Origin of the sequence: Demequina sp. NBRC 110053 (genome assembly GCF_002090095.1) — a bacterium.
Classification (GTDB): Bacteria; Actinomycetota; Actinomycetes; order Actinomycetales; family Demequinaceae; genus Demequina.
Window position 1 is genome coordinate 36,165 of record NZ_BBRJ01000002.1, and the last position, 15,067, is coordinate 51,231.

16 protein-coding genes are annotated in these 15,067 nt (G+C 70.9%); all 16 read right to left on the reverse strand.

Features of this window, described 5'->3' with window-relative positions; all coding sequences use genetic code 11:
- Positions 1-40: 40 nt before the first annotated feature.
- The 16 genes from secF to thrS all read right to left on the reverse strand — a co-directional run bounded on the left by secF (position 41) and on the right by thrS (position 14,984).
- On the reverse strand, positions 41-1,129 hold the full coding sequence (secF, locus tag B7K22_RS00170; RefSeq protein ID WP_371327635.1) for a protein translocase subunit SecF: 1,089 nt from the start codon (positions 1,127-1,129) through the stop codon (positions 41-43).
- Positions 1,126-3,084 carry a protein translocase subunit SecD gene (gene secD / locus B7K22_RS00175; protein ID WP_159448698.1) on the reverse strand — a complete coding sequence of 653 codons (1,959 nt, stop codon included), beginning with the start codon at positions 3,082-3,084 and terminating at the stop codon, positions 1,126-1,128. The genes secF and secD overlap by 4 nt, the downstream gene beginning before the upstream one ends.
- Before the next feature lie 78 nt (positions 3,085-3,162).
- Positions 3,163-4,245 carry a Holliday junction branch migration DNA helicase RuvB gene (ruvB, locus tag B7K22_RS00180; protein WP_084037807.1) on the reverse strand — a complete coding sequence of 361 codons (1,083 nt, stop codon included), beginning with the start codon at positions 4,243-4,245 and terminating at the stop codon, positions 3,163-3,165.
- Positions 4,238-4,828 carry a Holliday junction branch migration protein RuvA gene (gene ruvA / locus B7K22_RS00185; protein ID WP_084037808.1) on the reverse strand — a complete coding sequence of 197 codons (591 nt, stop codon included), beginning with the start codon at positions 4,826-4,828 and terminating at the stop codon, positions 4,238-4,240. Before ruvA ends, ruvB begins: the two co-directional genes overlap by 8 nt.
- A 112-nt stretch (positions 4,829-4,940) precedes the next feature.
- Entirely contained in the window at positions 4,941-5,495 is a 555-nt protein-coding gene (gene ruvC / locus B7K22_RS00190; protein ID WP_084037809.1) for a crossover junction endodeoxyribonuclease RuvC, read from the reverse strand.
- Between the two features lie 13 nt (positions 5,496-5,508).
- Entirely contained in the window at positions 5,509-6,267 is a 759-nt protein-coding gene (locus B7K22_RS00195; protein ID WP_084037810.1) for a YebC/PmpR family DNA-binding transcriptional regulator, read from the reverse strand.
- Between the two features lie 75 nt (positions 6,268-6,342).
- Positions 6,343-6,720: a hypothetical protein gene (locus B7K22_RS00200; protein WP_084037811.1), complete on the reverse strand. Its 378-nt coding sequence runs from the start codon at positions 6,718-6,720 to the stop codon at positions 6,343-6,345.
- On the reverse strand, positions 6,717-7,409 hold the full coding sequence (locus tag B7K22_RS00205; protein WP_200807337.1) for a hypothetical protein: 693 nt from the start codon (positions 7,407-7,409) through the stop codon (positions 6,717-6,719). Before B7K22_RS00205 ends, B7K22_RS00200 begins: the two co-directional genes overlap by 4 nt.
- A gap of 122 nt (positions 7,410-7,531) precedes the next feature.
- On the reverse strand, positions 7,532-8,116 hold the full coding sequence (gene pdxT, locus B7K22_RS00210; protein ID WP_084037812.1) for a pyridoxal 5'-phosphate synthase glutaminase subunit PdxT: 585 nt from the start codon (positions 8,114-8,116) through the stop codon (positions 7,532-7,534).
- Entirely contained in the window at positions 8,113-8,673 is a 561-nt protein-coding gene (locus B7K22_RS00215; protein WP_144276172.1) for an NUDIX hydrolase, read from the reverse strand. Before B7K22_RS00215 ends, pdxT begins: the two co-directional genes overlap by 4 nt.
- The gene (gene pdxS / locus B7K22_RS00220) at positions 8,663-9,571 is read right to left on the reverse strand and encodes a pyridoxal 5'-phosphate synthase lyase subunit PdxS (RefSeq protein WP_084037814.1); all 909 of its coding nucleotides are present in this window, start codon (positions 9,569-9,571) and stop codon (positions 8,663-8,665) included. The genes B7K22_RS00215 and pdxS overlap by 11 nt, the downstream gene beginning before the upstream one ends.
- A complete protein-coding gene (locus tag B7K22_RS00225) occupies positions 9,568-10,719 on the reverse strand; it encodes a glycosyltransferase family 4 protein (protein WP_084037815.1) in 1,152 nt (383 codons plus the stop codon). Before B7K22_RS00225 ends, pdxS begins: the two co-directional genes overlap by 4 nt.
- Positions 10,716-11,645, reverse strand: coding sequence for a phosphatidylinositol mannoside acyltransferase (locus B7K22_RS00230; RefSeq protein ID WP_084037816.1), 930 nt, complete (start codon positions 11,643-11,645; stop codon positions 10,716-10,718). The genes B7K22_RS00225 and B7K22_RS00230 overlap by 4 nt, the downstream gene beginning before the upstream one ends.
- A complete protein-coding gene (gene pgsA, locus B7K22_RS00235; RefSeq protein WP_084037817.1) occupies positions 11,642-12,442 on the reverse strand; it encodes a phosphatidylinositol phosphate synthase in 801 nt (266 codons plus the stop codon). Before pgsA ends, B7K22_RS00230 begins: the two co-directional genes overlap by 4 nt.
- On the reverse strand, positions 12,442-12,993 hold the full coding sequence (locus tag B7K22_RS00240) for an HIT domain-containing protein (protein ID WP_084037818.1): 552 nt from the start codon (positions 12,991-12,993) through the stop codon (positions 12,442-12,444). The genes pgsA and B7K22_RS00240 overlap by 1 nt, the downstream gene beginning before the upstream one ends.
- Entirely contained in the window at positions 12,993-14,984 is a 1,992-nt protein-coding gene (gene thrS, locus B7K22_RS00245; protein ID WP_084037819.1) for a threonine--tRNA ligase, read from the reverse strand. The genes B7K22_RS00240 and thrS overlap by 1 nt, the downstream gene beginning before the upstream one ends.
- Positions 14,985-15,067: the final 83 nt, after the last annotated feature.

Below are 15,067 nucleotides of genomic sequence, written 5' to 3' on the forward strand. Positions count from 1 at the left end.
GGCCCTCCTTCCCACAGGGTGAGGACCAGTCTACTGGCGCTCAGCCACGTCCCTTGCGCTTGGGCTGCGCGCCCACGCCCAGGTGCCCGCCCGGCTGCAGCGCCCCCACCCGCACGGAGCCGTCCTGACGCGTCACGACGTCCGCCTCACCGGACTCGCGCAGCGCCAGCACCTTGGCCGTGTGCTCCTGGATCGCCTTCTCCGATCCGCGCAGCGTCACCTCGAGGGGAGTCGCCACGAACACCGAGGAGAACGTTCCCACGGCCATGCCGACGAAGAGGGCGAGAGCGATGTCCTTGAGGGTGCCAGCACCGAGCACGAACGACCCGATGAACAGGATCGAGGCGACCGGCAGCAGCGCGACCACGGAGGTGTTGATGGAGCGCACCAGGGTCTGGTTGATCGCGAGATTGGCCAGCTCGGCATAGGTGTAGCGGTGCTGCGACTGCAGGTTCGCGGTGTTCTCGCGCACCTTATCGAACACCACGACGGTGTCGTAGAGCGAGTAGCCCAGGATGGTGAGGAAGCCGATCACCGTCGCCGGCGTCACCTCGAATCCCGACAGCGCGTAGATGCCGGCCGTGAAGAGGAGGTCATGCAGCAGTGCGACGATCGCCGCGGCTGCCATGCGCCACGCGCGGAAGTACAGCGCGATGACGCCGAACACCAGCAGCAGGAAGATCACCAGGCCCTGCAGCGCCGCCTGGCCGACCGAGGCGCCCCACGTCGGGCCGATCTGGTCGAAGCTGATGGTGTCCTCGGGCACGTCGTACGCCTCGGCGAGAGCGGACGTCAGGGCGATCTGGTCGTCCTGGTCGAGCACGCCCAGCTGAACGCGGATGTCGTCCTCACCCAGCACCGAGATGCGCGGCTCCTGGCCGGGATCGATCTCGGCGACGGCCTCCTCCGCCGGCGCTGCGTCCGGGTTGGCCACGTCCGGCACCACGTACTGCGTGCCGCCCGTGAAGTCGATTCCCAGCGTCAGGCCCTTGAACAGGAGCAGCGCGACCGAGATCGCCATGAGCACGCCCGAGATCGTGAACCAGCGGCGACGCTGGGCGACGATCGGGTAGGTCTTCTCACCGGAGTGGAGCTTGTTGCCCCAGGTGCCGAGGTTGCCGGCCATCATGCGCCGCCCTTCGTCTCGTTGGCCGGGGCGTCGACCGCATCGGCGCCTTCCGGCTCGGCGGCCTCATTGACGGCGGACACGTCAGTCGCGCTGGGCGCACCCGCGGCCGCACGTCGCTGCGCGGCCTTGCGCTCCGCGAGCGTCAGGCCATCGTCGCCGCCCGTCGCGGCGCCGCTGCGCGCGGGAGCGCCGGTGCGGACGCGACCGCGGCCCTTGTAGATCGCCTCACGGCCCAGCTGGCGCGGGTCGAGGCCCGACCACTTGTGTCCCTCGCCGAAGAACCGGGTGCGGGCCAGCAGCACCATGACCGGGTGCGTGAAGAGCATCACGACCACCACGTCGATCACGGTGGTGAGACCCAACGTGAACGCGAATCCGCGCACGCCGCCGACGGCGAGCACGTACAGGGTGACGGCCGCGAGCAGGGAGACCGCATCGGAGATGAGGATCGTCCGGCGCGCACGCTTCCATGCGTGGTCGACGGCCGACTTGAGCGACCGTCCCTCGCGCAGCTCGTCCCTGATGCGCTCGAAGTACACGATGAACGAGTCCGCGGTGATGCCGATCGCGACGATCAGGCCCGCAATGCCGGCGAGCGACAGGCGGTAGCCCAGTCCCCAGGACAGCAGCGAGATGATGGCGAACGTGAGGCCACCGGCGATCAGCAGGGACGCGATCGTCACGAAGCCCAGCGCGCGGTACTGCACGAGCGAGTACAGCGCGACGAGGATAAGGCCGATCGCGCCGGCGATCAGGCCCTTCTCGAGCTGGTCCTCTCCCAGGGTGGACGAGATCTGCTGGTTGGACTGCACCTCGAGGCTGAGCGGGAGGGCGCCGAACTTCAGCTGGTTCGCGAGCTGCTCCGCCTGCTCCTGCGTGAAGCTGCCGGAGATGGATGCCTCGCCGTTGGTGATGCGCGACTGCACGACGGGGTGCGAGATGACCACGCCGTCGAGGACGATCGCGAACTGGCTGCGCGGCTCCTCGAGGTCGACCAGGCGGCTCGTCACCTCGGAGAACTTCGCTGCGCCCTCGCTGTTGAACTGCAGGCGCACCTCGTAGCCTCCGGTGAAGGACCCGGTCTGGCTCATCTCCGGTCCGCTCGACGCGGTCTCGAGGTCGTCGCCGGTGATCTCCACCGGGCCCATCGCGAGCTTCGCCAGGTCGCTCGAGGAGCATGCGACGTAGCCGGCGTCGGGGTCGCCCATCGAGCGACCGCCGTAGTTCTCGGGGGCGAGGCAGTCGAGCGCCTCGTAGTCGGCCATGACCTGGGGCGTGAGCCACGCGAACGAGGAGTTGTCCTCGGGCGTCTCAGCGGGCACGTCGGAGGCGGCAGGCTCGGGCGTCGCCGTGGCCTCGGGAACGCCGGCGTCCAGAAGGACGGGGCTGGGGCTCGCGCTCGGCTCGGCATCCGCCTCGCCCACGACGTGCGCGACCTCGGAGGCGCTGGGCGTCGGCTCGGGCGTGGCCGCGGCCGAAGCGCTGGCTGAGGGGGACGCGGACGGCGACGGGGTGGGGCTCGCGCCCGGCTCGGTCACCGTCTCGTCGGTGGTGGTCGGCGACGGGTCGCCGACGAGCAGCACGGGACGGAACTGGAGCTGTGCGGCCTGGGCCACGAGGTCGACCGTCGACTGGGAGGGATTGCCAGGGAGCGAGACGACGATGTTGTTGCCCTGCGTCGCGATCTCCGCCTCGGCCACGCCGGACGCGTCGACGCGCTGGCGGATGACGGAGACGGCCTGGTCGAGATCCGACTCGTCGATCTCCTGCGTCGCTCCCTCGTCGAGCACCGGCGTCAGGATGATCTGCCGCCCGCCGGCGAGGTCGAGCGCCAGACCAGGCGTCCAGCTTGTCTTTCCGGTGAGCACGCCGACGGCCAACAGGGCGTAGAGCGCGACGAGGATGGCAGCGAGCCAGATGAGCGACGTGCGTGCGCCCTTGGTGACTTTCGACACAGAAATCCCTTAGCTGTTCTTGGTGCTCGACCGAGCCCACGTGATTCTAGGGCGCATTGCCGCTGAGGTCGAACCGCGTCAGTCGAACAGGCGTCGCGTCGCCGTGACCGCATCCGCGTCCGCCGGCGGTGTGAGCCCCAGATGAAGCCACCCGTCGACCGTGGCGATCCGGCCTCGCGGGCTGCGGCTCATGAGGCCCTCACGCACGAGGAACGGCTCGGCGACCGTCTCCACGGTCTCCTGCTCCTCGCCCACGGACACGGCGAGCGTCGAGAGCCCGACAGGCCCCCCGCCGAACCGCGAGCACAGCGCTCCGAGCACGGCCCGGTCCAGCCGGTCGAGTCCGCGCTCGTCGACCTCGTACACCTCGAGTGCGGCCTGCGCGGCGCGCAGGTCGCCGCGTCCGTCGCCGTGCACCTGCGCCCAGTCCCTGACGCGGCGCAGCAGCCGGTTCGCGATGCGCGGCGTGCCTCGGGAGCGGCCGGCGATCTCCGCGGCCGCGTCGCCAGCGACCGTCAGACCGAGCTTGCTCGCGGAGCGCTCGATGATGGCACGCAGCTCGTCCGTCTCGTAGAAGTCGAGATGCGCCGTGAAGCCAAAGCGATCGCGCAGCGGCGCGGGCAGCAGGCCAGCGCGGGTGGTCGCGCCGACGACGGTGAACGGCGGCAGCGTGAGCGGGATCGACGTCGCGCCCGGCCCCTTGCCGACCACGACATCGACGCGGAAGTCCTCCATCGCGAGGTACAGCATCTCCTCCGCTGGGCGGGCGAGCCGATGGATCTCGTCGAGGAAGAGCACGTCGCCCTCGTCGAGCGAGCTGAGGATGGCGGCCAGGTCTCCCGCGTGCTGGATCGCGGGGCCCGAGGTGACGCGCAGCGTCGCGCCCATCTCGGCGGCCACGATCATCGCGAGGGTGGTCTTGCCGAGCCCCGGCGGGCCGGACAGCAGGACGTGGTCGGCCACCGCGCCGCGACCGGCGGCCGCCTTGAGCACCAGATCGAGCTGCTCGCGCACCACGCGCTGTCCCACGAACTCCTGCAGCGAGGCGGGCCTCAGCGCGGCCTCGGCCGACCGCTCGATCGCATCCGCATCCGCGTCGACCAGGCGCTGGTCGAGCGCCTCGTGGTCGATGTCGCTGCCGTGCGCAGGCGAGTCAGGCACGGGTGCCTCCCATCGATTGCAGCGCCGCCTTCAGGGTGACGGGCACGTCCTTGTCGGCGATGGGCTCGGGCGCGACCGCCGCGACCGCTCCCGCCGCCGCCTTGGCGTTCCAGCCGAGGCCCACGAGCGCCTCCTCCACCTGGGCACGCGCATCGGCCATGCCGGCCGGCGCGCCGGTCTCGGGCAACGACAGCGTGCCGCCCAGCTCGAGCAGGAGCCGCGCGGCGACCTTGGCACCGATTCCCGGCACCTTCTCGAGCGCCTTGCGGTCGCCGTCGGCGACGGCGCGCGAGAGCGCGTCCGGCGAGTGCACGGACAGCATCGCCAGCGCGAGCCGCGGGCCCACGCCCTGCACCGACTGCAGCGCCTCGAAGGCGTCGCGCTCGGACTCGGCCAGGAAGCCGAACAGCGTGAGCGACTCCTCGCGAACCACGAGCGTGGTGTGCAGCCGCACATCCTGGCGCACCCGCAGCTCGGCGAGGGTGCCAGGCGTCGACTGGACGAGCATCCCCACGCCTCCGACCTCGACGACGGTCGACGTGCCGCGCACCGACAGCACCGTGCCGGTCAGCTGTGCGATCACGATCGGCTCCCTCCAGGACCTCAGGTCCTTCGAACATGTGTACGAACACCGTAAGGGATGCGAGTCCGCGCGGGAGCGCCGACACGCGTGCTGTGGGGAGCGGAGCCGACCGTCACCCGCGGCGGCGCGCCGCACGCTCGGCCTCGGCCCAGCGCCGCTGCGCCGAGGTGCTGGCGCCCGAGCCCACGGGCGCCGCTCCCCCGCGCCAGGCATGGGCGATGGCGATGGCGAGGGCGTCCGCGGCGTCGGCCGGGCGCGGCGGCTCGGCCACACCGAGGATGCGCGCGACCATGAACCCCACCTGCGCCTTCGCCGCCCGTCCGTCGCCCGTGACAGCGGCCTTCACCTCGGAGGGAGTGTAGAGCGCGACCGGCAGGCCCCGGCGCTCGGCGGCGAGCATCACCACGCCAGAGATCTGCGCCGTGCCCATGACCGTGCGCACGTTGTGCTGGGCGAACACGCGCTCCAAGGCGACGCACTCGGGGCGGTGGGCGTCGAGGACGCGCTCGAGCGCATCGGCCAGCCGAGCGATGCGCGCCGGAGTCGGGTCGGTCGCCGCCGATGTGGCCGCCTCCACGTGCACGAGGGTCGCCCTGCGCGCGCCCGCGGCATCGATGACGCCGAGCCCGCACCGCGTCAGGCCGGGGTCGACGCCCAGGATGCGCATGCGGGCCGTCCTGTCACTCGGCCGAGGCGGCCTCGAGCACCTCGTCCGACGCGTCCATGTTGGCGAACACGTTCTGCACGTCGTCGCAGTCCTCGAGGGCGTCGATCAGGCGCAGCATCTTGCGCGCGCCGTCGACGTCGAGGTCAACTCTCATGGAGGGGACCCACGCCGCCTCGGCCGAGTCGTAGTCGATCCCGGCGTCCTGCAGCGCCGTGCGCACGGCGACCACGTCGGTGGCCTCCGAGGTGATCTCGAACACCTCGCCCGCGTCCTCGATCTCCTCCGCGCCAGCCTCGAGGGTTGCCTCCATGAGGTCGTCCTCGGTCGCGCCGGACTCCTTCGACACCACCACCTGTCCCTTGCGGGAGAACAGGTACGCGACCGAGCCAGGGTCAGCGAGAGTGCCGTTGTTGCGGGTCAGCGCGGTGCGCACCTCCATCGCCGCACGGTTGCGGTTGTCGGTGAGGCACTCGATCAGCATCGCCACGCCGTTGGGGCCGTAGCCCTCGTACATGATGGTCTCGTACTGCGCGCCGCCGGCGTCCTCGCCCGAGCCGCGCTTGACGGCGCGGTCGATGTTGTCGTTCGGGACCGAGGACTTCTTGGCCTTCTGGATCGCGTCGAAGAGCGTCGGGTTGCCGGCGGGGTCACCGCCGCCCGTGCGCGCGGCCACCTCGATGTTCTTGATCAGCTTCGCGAAGAGCTTGCCGCGCTTGGCGTCGATGACCGCCTTCTTATGCTTGGTGGTGGCCCACTTGGAGTGACCGGACACGTGTGCTCCCTCTTCGACAGACGACTGAGACTGCCGACCAGTCTACTCAGCGCGCCGTGGGCCTCTGCGCCCGCGTCATGCGATCGCCAGAACGATCGCCCAGCGTCCCAGCGCGCCCAGCGCACCCGCCCACAGCAGGCTCGCCAGCGTGCCGATGATGAAGCGCTCGGACGCCTCCGACCGGGCCGCAGGATCCGTGTCCCTCAGCTCGGGATAGCGACCGAGTCCCTTGATCGCGACCACCACGGCGACGCCCTCGGGCATCCCCAGCAGCACGCTGCCGGTCACGATCAGGCGCTCGAGCACGCCCACCCACATGCCGCCCCTGAGCAGCCCCGGGGTGGGGGCGGCGGGCTCGATCCTGCGCAGCACCCACGCGACCAGCGGGGCGCCGAGCGCGGCGGACAGCGCCAGGCTCGCGGCGCCCCCGAGCACGACGACGGCGGCGGTCACGAGAGTCGGTTCCCCTCGTAGACGGACCGCGCGGGGGCGGGCTGCGTGGGGACGGCCAGAGAGGGGGCGTGCTGTGCCGGCCGGCCTCCTTGAGCGGCCGTCAGGAGCCGCGCGGCGAGCGGGCGCGCCGCCTTCTCCTCGTCCAGCATCGCGACCGAGGCTCGCTGGCTCACCGCCTGAGGCGAGATCCCCAGCGCCTCGGCGGTGGCGCGCCGCGATGCTCCCGTCACCAGTGCGTCGGCGACCTGCCAGCCGGCCTCGGAGCGGCGGCGGACCACGGCGCCGAGCAGCTGCAGCAGCGCCGTGGCCTCGCCGGCCGCTGCCGCATCGGCGCCCGCCACCACCAGCGGCACCGGCTCGGTCCTGCCTCGAGCCCTCTCGACGGCATCGCGGGCGTGGAGGAAGACGGGACCGAAGCTCGCGCGGGACGTCGACCTCAGCGGAAGCTGCACGTCGCCGGCTCCCAGCCCGACGGACCAGTCGCCCTCGCGCATGAGGCGCAGCGCGAGGTCGACGGCCGCGTCGGCCTCGGTGAGCAGCACCTGGACCTCGTCGCCCACCGTGCGCTCGAGCGGCAGCGCGATGGCCGTCGACCAGCGCGCGCTCCACGGCGCGAGCGCCTCGACGAGCTCATCGACGCGCTCGCCCGTGCCCGTGCTGTCGCGCTGATCGGCGGTGAGGACGAACATAGAGCAAGGCTAGAGCCTTGAACGCCCACATTCAAGGCCTGGCGCTTGATAGGTGCCCAGAGACGGGCCTCGACTCGCGGCGCTCGAGGGCCGCAGCGCGGGCGAGGTCGCCGTCACCGCTCTCAAATGAGGTCGAGCAGCCGCTGGTGCACGCGCGGCTCGTCGGAGATCTCGGGATGGAAGGCCGTCGCGAGGCGGGATCCGAACTGGACGGCCACCGCGTGAGTGGCGCCGTCAGCGTCGACCGCGGTGGCGAGCACCTCCACGCCTTCGCCATACGACTCGACCCACGGCGCGCGGATGAAGGTCGCGCTCATGGGCGACCCGTCCGGCAGCCAGGTGAGCGACGCCTCGGCCGAGTCCACCTGGCGACCGAAGGCATTGCGCCGCACCGTCATGGGGATGGCCCCGAGCGTCTGCTGCCCCTCGATCCCGTCGATCAGGTCGGTGGCGAGCAGGATCATGCCGGCGCACGAGCCGAGCACCGGCAACCCGGACTCGACGCGGTCGATGAGCGGCTGGCGCAGGTCGAAGGCCCGCAACAGCTTGTCGATGGTGGTCGACTCCCCACCCGGCAGGATGATCGCGTCGACCTCGTCGAGCTCGCGCGGTCGGCGCACCAGGGTCGCCGTCGCGCCCAGCCGGGTCACCGCGGCCGCATGCTCCCGCACGTCGCCCTGCAGCGCCAGCACTCCCACCGTGGTCACTCGTTCACCTCTCCCAGGTCGATCGTCACTCCGTCCCACCGCAGCAGCGGCTCCCACGGCCCCCGCAGCTCCGCGGGGAACACCTCGATCTCCGCGGCGGCCAGCTCAGGCTGCGTGAGCCACGCCACCTCGTCGATGGTCTCCTCCTCGGTCGTCGTCCATCGAAGCTCCTGCCGGCGCTCCGCACGGTCGATCTGCAGCACGAACAGCACCTCGTGCTGGACGTACGGGCGGCTCATGAAGTCGAACAGCGCCGTCCGCTCCCACACCGGCCCGATCAGGTCGCCGGGCGCGCACACCAGCCCGGTCTCCTCCTCGAGCTCTCGAGCCGCGGCGTCCCGCGGGCTCTCCCCTGCCTCGACGCCGCCGCCAGGGGTGAACCACCACGAGCGCTCGGCCTGGTGCGGGTCGTGGCCGCGCAGCAGCAGCATGCGCCCCTCGCCGTCGATCACGAGCACGCGCGCGCCCTCACGCTGGACCGCGGTCGGCGTGACGGCGGACGCGCCGGTGCCCTGCGCATCGGCCCTCACCGGATCGGGGGTCGGACTACCAGCCACGCTCGGCGAGACGGTGCGGCTCAGGGACGTCGTCGACGTTGATGCCGACCATGGCCTCGCCGAGGCCACGAGAGACCTCGGCGATGACGCTCGGGTCGTCGTAGAACGTCGTCGCCTTGACGATCGCCTTGGCTCGCGACGCCGGGTCGCCCGACTTGAAGATGCCGGAGCCGACGAACACGCCCTCGGCGCCCAGCTGCATCATCATCGCGGCGTCTGCCGGGGTCGCGATTCCCCCGGCCGTGAAGGTCACGACGGGCAGCTTGCCGGTCTCGGCGACCTCCTGCACCAGGGGCAGCGGCGCCTGCAGCTCCTTGGCGGCGACGTACAGCTCGTCCTTGGGCAGCGAGGTGAGGCGCGCGATCTCGGTGCGGAGCGTGCGCATGTGGGTGGTCGCGTTCGACACGTCGCCGGTACCGGCCTCGCCCTTCGAGCGGATCATGGCCGCTCCCTCGGAGATGCGGCGCAGGGCCTCGCCCAGGTTGGTCGCCCCGCACACGAAGGGCACGGTGAAGCTCCACTTGTCGATGTGGTGGGTGTAGTCGGCGGGCGTCAGCACCTCGGACTCGTCGATGTAGTCGACGCCCAGAGACTGGAGGACCTGCGCCTCGACGAAGTGGCCGATGCGCGCCTTCGCCATCACAGGGATCGAGACGGCATCGATGATGCCGGACACCAGGTCGGGGTCCGACATGCGGGCGACGCCTCCCTGAGCGCGGATGTCCGCCGGGACGCGCTCGAGCGCCATGACGGCGACCGCGCCCGCATCCTCCGCGATCTTCGCCTGCTCAGGCGTGACCACGTCCATGATCACGCCACCCTTGAGCATCTCGGCCATGCCGCGCTTGACCAGGTCGGTGCCGACCTTCGGGGTGGTGCTCTCGGTGGTGTCGCTCATGCGTGGGTGTCCTTCGTCGGGTGGGGGTGGAACTCTGCGTCCAGTCTAATCGCGTCTCGATAGGTCTCCTCGATGCGCGGGGCGACCTGGCGCCAGTCGAAGGTGCCAGCGCGGCGCTGGCCGCGGGCCGCAAGGTCGCGCCGGGCTCGAGGATCGTCGATCAGGGCGTTCACGCGAGCCGCGAGCTCCACGGAGTCCCCCACGGTGTGCAGCGCGACGCACATCTCGCCGTCGGAGTCGGTCGCGACGTCGCGGAAGGCCGTGAGACCGCTCGCGACCACCGCGGCGCCAGAGGCCATCGCCTCGACGAGCACGATCCCGAAGCTCTCGCCGCCCAGGTTGGGGGCGCAGTACACGTCGACGGAGCTCATGAAGCGGGCCTTCATGCCCTCGTCGAGCTCCCCCACCACCTCGGCGCCTGCGCGGGCCGCCTTCGCCGCGACCCGGTCCGAGAAGCGGCCCGCCACCAGGAACCGGGCCCGCGGGTGGCGGCGCCTGACGTACGGGATCGCGCCCAGGAACTCGTCGAGCCCCTTGCGCGGCTCGTCCATGCGGCCCAGGATCCCGATGGTCGGCGCGTGCTTGGTGCCGCGCCACTCCCCCACGGGCTCGGCGTCGACGAATGCTGTCGTGTCCACGCCGTTGGGGATGATGTGGGTGGCCGCCACCCGCAGGTGCTGCTTGATGGTTCGGTCGGCCGAGGGCGAGACGGCGATACGCGCGTCGAGCTCCTCATAGCCGGGCTTGATGAAGGGCTTCGCGTTGCGCATGATCCGCGAGTGCTCGTTCGACGTGTGGAAGGTCGCCACGGTGGGGCCCAGGCGCGCCCACATCGCGATCACCGACAGTGACATGGTCCCCGGCTCGTGCAGATGGACCACGTCGAAGTGGCCGTCGCGCAGCCACGCGCGCACCCGCATGGCCGCGACGAAGCCGAACTTGATGCGCGCGATCGAACCGTTGTAGCGCACGGGGATCGAGCGCCCGGCCGTGGTGACGTAGGCCGGCACCTCGGTCCCGGGCGCCGCCGGGGCGAGCACCGACACCTCGTGGCCGCGTGATTGCAGGGCCTCCGCCAGGTCCATGACGTGGAGCTGGACCCCGCCCGGCCGGTCGAGGGAGTAGGGACAGACGATGCCGACCCTCATGAGGTGTCACCCGAGGGGGTCCTCGCCTGCTCCTCCGCCCAGCCGAAGCGCTGCAGCATGTGCCAGTCCTCGGGATGGCCTGAGATCTGCTCCGCCATCCACGTTGCCCACGCCTGGCTCAGGCGCAGGACCCGCTCGTCGCGATCGTCGCCCGCGGCGCCGGGATCGATCGCCTCGCCGAAGTGCAGCACGACGCCCCACGGCGAGCCGGCCGCGCGCCTGCGCGCTCCGCTGAGCCGCTCGTAATAGGTGTGGACGGGCACGAGGGGCGCGTCGGCGGCGAGGGCGAGAGCAGCAGGACCGGGCGCGACCTTGACTCGATGGCCCCACATCTCCACCTCGACGCCCGAGCCGGACAGGTCGCGGTCGGACAGCAGGCAGATGAGAGCTCGCTCGCGCTTGGCGATGCGGATCAGCTCCCTGAACGTCGAGCCGCCCTCGTGGCCGAGGACGCGGATCCCGACGCCCTCGCGCATCGCGACGAACTGCTCGTACATCTCGCGTGGCTCGAGCACCTCCGCAACGGCGGTCACAGGGATGATCCGCGGCGACGCATACGCTCCCACGAGGTCCCAGTTGCCGCTGTGGGACAGCACGGCCACCACGCCAGTGCGGCTCGTCTCGAGCAGCTCCCGCACCGGCTCGTAGCCCTCCATGCGCACCCTCGCGCCCACCTGATCGGCGGTGAACCGGTCAAGCGTGAGCGCCTCGGCGTAGTAGCGAGACACGGACTGGAGGGATCGCTTGGTGAGATCGCGCAGCTCCTGCCCCTCGAGCCCGGTGACGCGGTGCAGGTTGTCCTCGAGCCGCACCACAGCCCTGCCCCGCCGTCGCCACGCGATCGAGGCGCCGGCGGATGCGAGCGCGCGCACGGTGCCGACGGGAAGCATGCGCGATGCACGCCAGGCGGTGAGCAGAGCGTTCATCGCGCCGCCGCATCGTCCTCATCTGCCCGATCCGCCGGGGTACCGGCGGCCTCGCCTCCAGCCCGGACCTGAGCGTCTGAGCCGGCCCGCGCATCGGCCCCGCCCACGACGGGGATCTCCGCGGTGCCCGGTCGCGACTCAGGGTGGTGCTCGAAGTCCTCGGCGTCGCGATGGTGGTCGGTGGTCAGGTCGAAGTCCTTGCGGTTCTCGCGCACCACGACGAGCGTGCGCTGCACCGCGGTGAAGGCCGCGGCCGCCGCGAGCAGGTAGAGCACCACGGTCAGCACCCACAGGGGCAGGCCGAGCCCCACGAGGCCCGTTGCGGTCAGCCCGATCACCAGCCGGTCGGAGCGCTCGGCGATGCCGCCCTTGGCGTCGATGCCGAGCGACTCGGCCTTGGCCCTCGCGTAAGGCACGAACGAGCCGAAGGCGAGGCACAGCAGCGCGGCGAGAGACGTGCTCGGCGAGTCCTCGCGGAAGGTCCACACGAGCGCGCCGAAGATCGCCGCGTCCGCGACCCGGTCCAACGTGGAGTCGAGGTACGCGCCCAGGCGGGAGGTCTTCCCCGACAGTCGCGCCATGGTGCCGTCGAGCATGTCGGTGACGACGAAGAACGTGATCACCATGACGCCCCAGAACAGCATGATGCCGCCCTGCGGGAAGAAGATGCATGCGCCCAGCACCACGCCGATGGTCCCGACGATCGTCACGGCGTTGGGGTGGACGCCCAGGCGCAGGAGGCCCTTCGCCGGCGCCGCCCACAGCCTGCCCATGAACGGACGCAGCCAGCCGAGCATCAGCCCACCTCATCCCATGCGCGCGCGAGCTTCGCCCATGTGTCGTCGAGCAGCTCGGGCAGCGCCTTCGTGCGGCCGATGATCGGCATGAAGTTCGAGTCCCCCATCCACCGCGGCACCACGTGCTGGTGCAGGTGCTCGGAGATGCCCGCCCCGCCGATCGCACCCTGGTTCATCCCGACGTTGAAGCCCTGCGTGCCGGACACGCTCGACAGCACCCGCATGGCGTGCTGGGTGAGCACGCCCATCTCGTCGCGCTCGACGTCCGTCGCGTCCGTGTACCAGCCGATGTGCCGGTACGGGCACACCATCAGGTGCCCCGGGTTGTAGGGGTAGAGGTTGAGCACCACGTAGCAGGCCTCGCCGCGGTGCACGACGAGCGCGTCGCGGTCGGGCATGTCGAGCTTGGCGCACAGCGGGCAGTCGTGCGTGCCCTCATACGTCGAGCGGCTCTTGCCCTGCTCGATGTACGCCATCCGGTGGGGCGTCCACAGGCGCTCGAAGCCGTCGGGCGCGCCGCCCATCGGGCCGCTGTCGAAGGTCTCCGGCATCACACCTGCGCCTTGCTCCGCACCGCCTCGACGATACGCGCGACCGCCGCATCGACCGGCACGGCATTGTCCTGGGATCCGTCGCGGAAGCGGAAGGACACGGCGCCCGCCTCCGCGTCCTCGCCGCCGGCGATCAGCACGAACGGGATCTTCTCCTTCGAGGCGGTGCGGATCTTCTTGGGGAAGCGCTCGTCCGAGGTGTCGACCTCGACGCGGATGCCGTGCTGCCTGAGGCGCGCGGCGACGTCCTCGAGGTAGCCGTCGAACGCCTCCGCGACGGGGATCGCGCGCACCTGCACCGGCGCGAGCCACACCGGGAAGGCCCCCGCGTAGTGCTCCGTGAGGATGGCGAAGAACCGCTCGATCGAGCCGAACAGCGCGCGGTGGATCATCACCGGCCGTTGGCGCGAGCCGTCGGATGCGGTGTACTCGAGCTCGAAGCGCTCGGGCAGATTGAAGTCGAGCTGGATGGTCGACATCTGCCAGGTGCGACCGATCGCGTCGCGCGTCTGCACCGAGATCTTGGGCCCGTAGAAGGCGGCCCCGCCCGGATCGGGCACGAGCTCGAGCCCCGACGCCTCGGCGACCTCGCGCAGCGTCTCGGTCGCCTCCTCCCAGATCTCGTCCGAGCCCACCGACTTGTCGGGGTTGCGGGTCGACAGCTCAAGGTAGAAGTCCTCGAGGCCGTAGTCCTTCAGCAGTCCGAGCACGAACTCGAGCGTCCGGGTGAGCTCGTCCTTCATCTGCTCGCGAGTGCAGTAGATGTGCGCGTCGTCCTGCGTGAAACCGCGCGCGCGGGTCATGCCGTGCACCACGCCGGACTTCTCGTAGCGGTACACCGTCCCGAACTCGAACAGCCGCAGCGGCAGCTCCCGGTAGGACCGCCCACGCGAGTCGAACACCAGGTTGTGCATCGGGCAGTTCATGGGCTTGAGGTAGTAGTCCTGGCCCTGCTTGGTGACGTTGCCCTCAGCGTCGCGCTCCTCGTCGAGATGCATGGGCGGATACATGCCGTCGCGGTACCAGTCGAGGTGCCCGGAGACCTCGAACAGCTGACCCTTAGTCGCGTGGGGGGTGTAGACGAACTCGTAGCCCTCCTCGACGTGGCGGCGGCGCGAGTACTCCTCCATCTCCATGCGGATGATGCCGCCCTTGGGGTGGAACACCGCGAGTCCTGAGCCGATCTCGTCGGGGAAGGAGAACAGGTCGAGCTCGGATCCCAGCTTGCGGTGGTCGCGGCGCTCGGCCTCGGCCAGCCGCTCCTTGTAGTCGACCAGGTCCTCCTTCGAGGCCCACGCCGTGCCGTACACGCGCTGGAGCTGGGGGTTCTTCTCCGAGCCCTTCCAGTACGCCGCGGCGGACCGCATGAGCGACCAGCCGTTGGCGATCACTCGCGTGGTCGGCACGTGGGGCCCGCGGCACAGGTCCTTCCAGGCGACCTCGCCCCCGCGGCGCACGTTGTCGTAGATGGTGATGTCGCCGTCGCCGATCTCGACGGACGCACCCTCGGCGCCCGCCGCGTCCTGACTCAGCAGCTCGCACTTGTACGGCTCGTGGCCCAGCTCGGCCAGCGCCTCCTCGCGAGTGACCTCGCGGCGCTGGAAGGCCTGACCCTCCTTCACGATGCGCTGCATCGTCTTCTCGAGCTGCTTGAGGTCGTCCGGTGTGAAGGGCTCCGCGACGTCGAAGTCGTAGTAGAAGCCGTTCTCGATGGGCGGTCCCACGCCCAGCCTGGCGTCGGGGTTCAGCTGCTGCACGGCCTGCGCGAGCACGTGCGCGGTCGAGTGACGCAGCACCATGAGCCCGTCCGGCTCCTGCGCGGTCACGGCCTCGACGGTCGCTCCGTCGGGCAGGACCCGGTCGAGATCCCACAGCGCGCCGTCCACGCGCATCACCAGCACCTCGCGGCGCTCGCGGTAGAGCTCGGTGCCCGTCGTCGTCGACTCGACCTGTCGCTGGTCTCCGTCGACGGTCAGGTTGATGCTGGGCACCGGTGGTCTCCTTGCGTAGCGCGTGGGGCGCGCGGGGCGCGCGCATGTCACCCGACGATGCTACCGACCGTGCACGTGGTGCG

Excerpts from the sequence above, each read along its gene's own strand:
- secF (WP_371327635.1), bottom strand. The coding sequence starts at position 1,129 with ATGATGGCCGGCAACCTCGGCACCTGGGGCAACAAGCTCCACTCCGGT.
- B7K22_RS00230 (WP_084037816.1), bottom strand. The coding sequence starts at position 11,645 with ATGAACGCTCTGCTCACCGCCTGGCGTGCATCGCGCATGCTTCCCGTC.
- B7K22_RS00205 (WP_200807337.1), bottom strand. The coding sequence starts at position 7,409 with ATGTTCGTCCTCACCGCCGATCAGCGCGACAGCACGGGCACGGGCGAG.
- pgsA (WP_084037817.1), bottom strand. The coding sequence starts at position 12,442 with ATGCTCGGCTGGCTGCGTCCGTTCATGGGCAGGCTGTGGGCGGCGCCG.
- B7K22_RS00240 (WP_084037818.1), bottom strand. The coding sequence starts at position 12,993 with ATGCCGGAGACCTTCGACAGCGGCCCGATGGGCGGCGCGCCCGACGGC.
- pdxS (WP_084037814.1), bottom strand. The coding sequence starts at position 9,571 with ATGAGCGACACCACCGAGAGCACCACCCCGAAGGTCGGCACCGACCTG.
- ruvC (WP_084037809.1), bottom strand. The coding sequence starts at position 5,495 with ATGCGCATCCTGGGCGTCGACCCCGGCCTGACGCGGTGCGGGCTCGGC.
- B7K22_RS00225 (WP_084037815.1), bottom strand. The coding sequence starts at position 10,719 with ATGAGGGTCGGCATCGTCTGTCCCTACTCCCTCGACCGGCCGGGCGGG.